Raw genomic sequence first — 6,787 nt, forward strand, 5'->3', positions numbered from 1 at the left:
CGAGGTGCAATGGCAGCGTGCTCACGACTGGATCCCTGTGCGTAATTCTCGCCGGCAATGACCATGTGTCCGCCGTGTTCTGCTTTGGCTTCGAGCGCTCTGTCGTGGAAATTCTTATCCACTACATCCAGGGTAAATTTACTGATCTCCGGGATGTTACTTCGGAATGGCAGCACTTCCGCGCCAGCTCTCAGGATCTCATCTGTCGAAATATCGTCGCCCATTTTCAATAACACCGGGACTTCGAAATCATCGAGTTCATCAAAATTCGGCATGGTTGAAATATTTGGCCCTTTTTTGATCTCACCTCTTTCTTCCATGGGAACCGGCTCTTTCAACATATCCGTATTTACGATTGGATTTTCAAGGTCCACAAACTGCGGATATTTCATACCATACAATTTTTCCAGATCTCGGGGATCGGTGATCTTGCCGGTCAAGGCTGAAGCTGCTGCCGTTTCAGGACTTACCAGGAATACTGAATCTTCAGGAGTTCCGGATCGATCCGGGAAGTTACGCGGAACGGTCCGTAAACTATTTTGTCCCGATGCAGGGGCTTGTCCCATTCCGATACAACCGTTACACCCGGCCTGGTGAATCCGCGCTCCGGCTTGCACGAGGTGAAACATCACATCGTTCTTCACCATGTTCTCGATGATCTGGCGTGAGGTGGGGTTGATATCCAATGACACATTTTCGTGCGCCATTTTATCTTTTACAATTTCAGAAACCATCCAAAAATCACGATAACCCGGATTGGCTGAAGATCCCACATATGCCTGATAGATAGGCTTGCCTTCCACTTCCCGAACCGGAACCACATTGCCGGGACTACTTGGAAGGGCGATCAACGGTTCAAGATCATCCAGGATCAATTCTTCGTATTTGTCATATTCAGCACCTTCATCGGCCACCAGTTCAACAAAATCATCGCCTCTGCCCTGGGTAGTCATAAAACGGCGAACCTCTTCATCGGCAGGAAAAACGGTAGTTGTGGCCCCCATTTCCGTGCCCATATTGGCAATCACATGGCGATCCATGGTGGATAGATTTTTCAATCCTTCCCCAAAATATTCGATCACATATCCTTTAGCTCCATCCACATCATAACGGCGGAGCATTTCAAGTACCACATCTTTTGCGCTAACCCAATCCGGGAGATTTCCCTTAAGTTCAACGCCCAACACTTTCGGCATTTTGATGTGCATCGGCTCGCCCGCGATGGCAAAAGCAACATCAAGGCCTCCGGCACCAAGAGCTAACATTCCCATACAACCTGATGCAGGCGTGTGACTGTCGGATCCGGCAAGGGTCTTCCCCGGAATGGCAAATCGCTCTGTCTCAATTGGGTGACTTACTCCATTCCCGGGGCGACTAAACCACAAACCAAATCGTTCAGCAGCAGATTTCAGAAACAGGTGATCATCCGGATTCTTGAAATCCGTTTGCAGGAGATTGTGATCAACATACTGGCAAGATATCTCGGTTTTAGCGTCAACCAGCTCCATGGCTTCCAGTTCCAGCATCACCAAAGTTCCGGTGGCATCCTGGGTGAGTGTTTGGTCTATTTTGAGCCCTATCTCTTCTCCCGGTATCATTTCCCCTTCTTGCAGATGGTCCTTAATTAATTTCTGTGTGACGTTCAGTGGCTTACTCATAGTTACCTTGTTGTTTGATATCTGTTTAACTTCTACTATCATAACTTCATAGTAATCCAAATGGTTCAGTTATTTTGAATTTTAACGTAGAATTCTATTTCGATAAAGCACTGCCCCACATAAAGAAGTGGTGGTTCTCCATAGTATGTATTCCTTTCTGCTGGGTTCTGGCGGAACAATTCTGGATGGCATTGAAATGGAATATATCTTTTGCCTGGATGTACCCCTATCCTTTTTTCTTAACTCCCTTCTTCTTTTTCATCGACAATTTCCTACTTATAATACATGAAGCAGGTCATACTTTTTTTGGGTTTCTGGGAGCGAGGTTTATTGGAATTTTGGGCGGAACACTTTTAGAGATACTCCTTCCATTCTGTATTTTTGTATACGGATGGTGGGATCGCAAAAGATTTTCGGCACAACTGGGTTTGTTGCTGACTGCTTTTGCCTGGTTTGAATCTGCCGCTTATGCAGCTGATGCTTTAGAAAGAAGAATGCCACTTATAGGCGGACTCCCTAAATCAGCCCACGATTTCTACAATATGTTTACGATGAAAGGACTAATGGATGATCACATGGCTATTGCCTGGACAATGTACTGGATCGGGATCATCGCACTGATCCTGTTTTTTGCTTATCCCCTGCTAGAGCGAAAAAAGTATGATTATGTGGATATTGAGATCGATGTGTAAGGAATCACAAATCAACCCCGAACCCGATCTGATGGATTACCCATCTGATCGATGAATTAGGCTTCGGTAGTTAGACATGGAATAAGTTCAGGGCAAGTTGTTCGAATCAAGCAATCGGTCAGACGGCTTGAAGCCGGCAGACCGAGAGGCAGGTTGCACATTCTCGAACCCGATCTGACGGATAACCCGTCTGATCGATGAATTAGGCCCCGGAAGCCAGACATGGAAAAAGATCAGGCCAAGGTACCCAAATCAAGCAATCGGTCAGACGGGCTTGGAGCCATGAGACCGAGAGGTAGGTTAAACAGAACTATTTCTTCATTTTTTTACTTACCGGAGCCAATTTTGAGGAGTTCATTTATTATCTTCATGCCGTGAACCTCAAAAGAAAATGCAATGATCCCAAAGGAAATTCTTAAAAAGATCCGCAAGCTTGAAATTCAAACAAAGGGTATCGTAAATACTTTGTTTGGCGGCGAATATCAGTCTGCTTTTAAAGGCCGCGGAATGGAATTTTCGGAAGTTCGAGCCTACACGTACGGGGATGACATCAGGCAAATTGACTGGAACGTAACAGCGCGTACCGGCGACCCTTTTATAAAGATATTTGAGGAAGAAAGAGAACAAACACTGATGTTGTGTATCGACATCTCTCAAAGCGGTACCTTTGGCAGCCAGAGTCAAAGTAAAATGGATCTTGCCATCGAACTTTGCGCTGTTTTGGCTTTCAGCGCAATTAAAAACAGCGATAAGGTCGGACTTGTTCTCTTCAGTGACCATATCGAGAAAGTAGTTCCTCCAAAAAAAGGCCGAACCCACGTTTTACGCCTTATCCGTGAACTTTATACCACAAAACCTACCGGTACGGGTACAGATATTGCAGATGCACTTTCCTACATTAACCGACTTTTGGACAGAAGGGCCATCGTAGTTTTGGCTTCTGATTTTCAGGATGACAATTTTGAGAAACAGCTTCGAATTACCAATCAAAAACACGATTTGGTAAGCATAATTATCAGTGATCACTTGGAAGATAAACTGCCCGACATTGGATTGGTCAAGATCAAAGATGCTGAAACAGGGGCTGAAAAATTAATTGATACATCCAGCGAGAAAGTGCGTAAAGCTTATGAGATCCGACGAATGAAACAAAAAGCTTATATCCACGACAAGATGCTAAAAATGAAGATCGATGCAGTTGAAGTACAAACCAACGAATCTTATGTACAGCCACTGATGAATTTCTTCAAAAGACGGGGTAGCCGGTACTGATTTTTTGTCTTATCTATTTCAATTTTTAGAAAGAACCGAAGCTACTTTTTCCTGACCCTTTATTTCTTTCATTTGTTCTTTTAAACGATTCATCACATCCTCAAATTCACTTCTCTCTGATTCATCTATGGCCTTAGATGGTGGAAGATCTAAAGTCAATGGATTTACCGGCTTCCCATTCTTGTAGATCATATAGTGCAAATGTACTCCGGTTACTCGGCCCGTTCGACCTACATAACCAATTACCTCTCCCTGACGCACTCTTGTACCAGGTGTAATCCCTTTGGCAAACCCATTTAAGTGTAGATAAGCTGTAGTATAAGTACCATTGTGACGGATCTTAACTATATTCCCGTTGGCGCCTCTGTACTGAGCCTCTGTCACTTGTCCATCACCTACCGATAAAACAGGAGTTCCAATTGGGGCAGCATAATCCACTCCTGTGTGTGGCAATCTTCTTTTTAGCACCGGGTGAAATCTATTTCTGTTAAATGCCGAACTAACCCTTTGAGAGAATTTGAAAGGAGCTTTAAGCAACGCTTTCTGAACTCCATTCCCTTCACTATCGTAAAAACCAATGCTCTTCTCACCCTCAAAGTAATAGGCATCGTATATTCTACCGTTATGCTCAAATTGAGCGGCAAGGATCTCACCTATACCATATGGTTTACCATCTACAAACTGCTTTTCGTAAATCAGCTTGTAGTTGTCACCGGGATATAATCTGAAAAAATCAATCTGCCATGCAAAGATCTCACTCAGTCGGTTGGCTATAAGAATATTCCTTTCCTGGGCAACAAGTGATTCATATAAAGAAGAATTAATTACTCCTGAAGCTTTCAGGATCTTTTTTTCAATCTCTTTCTGCCCCGTTTTGACTTTGATGTCATTTCCCCATTCAAATATTACATAATCAAGGGCGTCTTTATGAAGGATCAATCGGTAAGGCTGAGAATCTTTTGAATTCTTATAAACGATGTATCGCTGTCCCGGTCTAACGCGATTACTTTGAAAAACCCCTTTCGCTTTTTTATTGATTTCATAGATAACCTGAGGTGATACGTCCATATCCCTCAAAATAAGATATAAACTCTCATTCCTTTTGACGCGTCCTTCTTCAACTTTAGCGTTTAGGATATTGTACCCGTAAGAATCGAGCTGCACATCTTCTTTAATTTCCACTACGTTATCTGCGGAAATTTTAAACTCCGGGGGAGTTTCATCACTTGTTAAATTAAGTACGAGTGCGAGGGTAATAACTAATAAGGACGTAATTATCCCTATTCCCAACTTTGACCTGATATTCACCATTAAAAATCTGTAGATTTATTTTGTGAAATGATAAGGATTAATACGCTTCTTTCATAAAAAGTCTGGGTACTTAGTTTTGCAAAATATTTACATCACAATGTTATATTTTCAGCCCATCAATTAAAACTTAATATGGTGTGTTAAATTTGATGAAAATCATCTCGTTAAAGCCCGGTGTTTTATCCCTGTTTGTTTTATGGGCTTCATTGTTTTTTTCGGTCAGCGTGACTGCGCAATCAGTACAAACAAGAGTTAGTACCGATTCACTGACCATTGGTGATACATTTAAACTTTCCCTAATCCTTCAGCTGGATAGAGAATATCTAAAAGTCGAATTCCCGGACACCAACTCTTTCCCTCCCTCTACCGAACTAATTCAGCGGCAACAATTCAAAATATCAGAATTCAGTGACAGCCTTACTTATAACCTTCAATTTTTCGGTAATGAAGATCTTCAGATCAGTTCACTTCCTGTTCGATTATATTCATCAGATGATACCACCGTTATCTATTCGGATCCTATACTGTTAAATTTTAAAACCGTGGTAGCTGAAGGCGATACCAGCTTGAAGGCCATGAAACCCATTTACGAATTTCCCCGCATGTGGTGGCCGTGGATCTTAGCCGGTTTATTGATCGCCGGGTTTCTGTTATGGTGGTATAAATTCAGAGAAGAACCTGAGAAAATTGAAGAAGAACCGGAACCTGAGATCAAACCATTTCACAATCCTATTAAGGAACTTGAAAAGACACTCGTTTACATTAAGAAAGACTCAAATGTGGTGGAATCTAAGAACTTCAAACTCTTTTACAGTCAAATTGGTGATGCTATCAGAACCTATTTTGAGGAATTGTATAAGATCCCGGCTTTGGAATCTACTTCTAATGAACTCCTTCGATATTTAGAAGCATATGGAGTTGATGAGACCATGACAGAAAAAACCCGTGTTGTATTGCGAAAAGCCGACTTGGTTAAATTTGCCAAGTTCACCCCTACTTTAGAGGATGCTTGGAAGACACATGATCACGCAATTGAATTCATGGAACGGGCAAAATTAGCAGATGCAGCCAGAGTCTCGCGGCTTAAGGCAAAGTATAATAAGCAGTTCAAGCCTACTCCGGAACAACAAAAAAGTGAGGAAGCATAATGGAATATGCAAATCCACAATGGTTTTGGGCTTTACTGATCTTGCCGGTTCTGATCGGTTGGTACATTTACCAATACTTTTTCAACAAACAGGTTTCCCTTACTTTTTCTTCACTAAATTTATTGGATGACTTACCGGGGAATTGGAAGGCTCACCTCCATTGGGTTCAGGCTGGTTTAATATGGACAGGAATTGCCCTCCTTATCATAGCACTTGCACGGCCTCAGGAACGGCTAACTACCGTAGAACGTAATGCTGAAGGAATTGACATCGTGATGGTTTTAGATATGTCAACCTCAATGAGGGCTGAAGATCTGAAACCAAATCGGTTTGAAGCTGCCAGAGAAGTTGCTAAAGATTTTGTGGATAAAAGAAATACCGACCGTATAGGCTTGGTGTCTTTTGCCATGAAAAGTTTTACGGTTGTACCGCCTACGCTCGACTACAGGTTACTTAAAGATCTTATTGACGACCTCGAAATGGGTATCATTGAAGATGGTACCGCTATTGGAATGGGTATTGCTACCGCAGTGAATCGCCTGAAGGAAAGTGAAGCTGAAAGTAAGGTGATCATTTTATTGACAGACGGGCAGAATAATGCAGGTGAAATTGATCCTGTAACTGCCGCCGATCTTGCCCTAACATATGGTATCAAAATTTATACCATCGGAGCCGGAACCCGTGGGACTGCCCCCTATCCTATTCA

6 protein-coding genes are annotated in these 6,787 nt (G+C 42.6%); 4 read left to right on the forward strand and 2 right to left on the reverse strand.

The features are described 5' to 3' along the window. Positions 1 to 1,658, reverse strand: a 1,658-nt coding sequence (locus VFM80_RS02075) for an aconitate hydratase (RefSeq protein ID WP_395069054.1), incomplete at its 3' end; no start/stop codon positions are given. 74 nt (positions 1,659 to 1,732) lie between these two features. On the opposite strand from VFM80_RS02075, the gene VFM80_RS02080 reads away from it, so the two are divergent. Both VFM80_RS02080 and VFM80_RS02085 read left to right on the forward strand, forming a co-directional pair. Continuing rightward, the gene (locus VFM80_RS02080) at positions 1,733 to 2,350 is read left to right on the forward strand and encodes a hypothetical protein (protein WP_395069056.1); all 618 of its coding nucleotides are present in this window, start codon (positions 1,733 to 1,735) and stop codon (positions 2,348 to 2,350) included. Positions 2,351 to 2,746: 396 nt separating this feature from the next. Next, positions 2,747 to 3,622 (forward strand): DUF58 domain-containing protein, encoded by an 876-nt coding sequence (locus tag VFM80_RS02085; protein ID WP_395069058.1) that lies wholly within the window; start codon positions 2,747 to 2,749, stop codon positions 3,620 to 3,622. Between the two features lie 18 nt (positions 3,623 to 3,640). Here VFM80_RS02085 and VFM80_RS02090 read toward each other — a convergent pair whose 3' ends face one another. Next, complete coding sequence (locus VFM80_RS02090) at positions 3,641 to 4,933, reverse strand: peptidoglycan DD-metalloendopeptidase family protein (RefSeq protein WP_395069060.1); 1,293 nt, start codon at positions 4,931 to 4,933, stop codon at positions 3,641 to 3,643. 149 nt (positions 4,934 to 5,082) lie between these two features. Here VFM80_RS02090 and VFM80_RS02095 point away from each other — a divergent pair, with 149 nt between their 5' ends. Further along, positions 5,083 to 6,081, forward strand: coding sequence for a hypothetical protein (locus tag VFM80_RS02095; protein ID WP_395069062.1), 999 nt, complete (start codon positions 5,083 to 5,085; stop codon positions 6,079 to 6,081). Next, positions 6,081 to 6,787, forward strand: a 707-nt coding sequence (locus VFM80_RS02100; protein ID WP_395069064.1) for a vWA domain-containing protein, incomplete at its 3' end; no start/stop codon positions are given. The genes VFM80_RS02095 and VFM80_RS02100, both read left to right, overlap by 1 nt.

Source organism: Gracilimonas sp., assembly GCF_035704785.1.
Taxonomy (GTDB): domain Bacteria; phylum Bacteroidota; class Rhodothermia; order Balneolales; family Balneolaceae; genus Gracilimonas.

Excerpts from the sequence above, each read along its gene's own strand:
- VFM80_RS02085 (WP_395069058.1), top strand. The coding sequence starts at position 2,747 with ATGATCCCAAAGGAAATTCTTAAAAAGATCCGCAAGCTTGAAATTCAA.
- VFM80_RS02090 (WP_395069060.1), bottom strand. The coding sequence starts at position 4,933 with ATGGTGAATATCAGGTCAAAGTTGGGAATAGGGATAATTACGTCCTTA.
- VFM80_RS02095 (WP_395069062.1), top strand. The coding sequence starts at position 5,083 with ATGAAAATCATCTCGTTAAAGCCCGGTGTTTTATCCCTGTTTGTTTTA.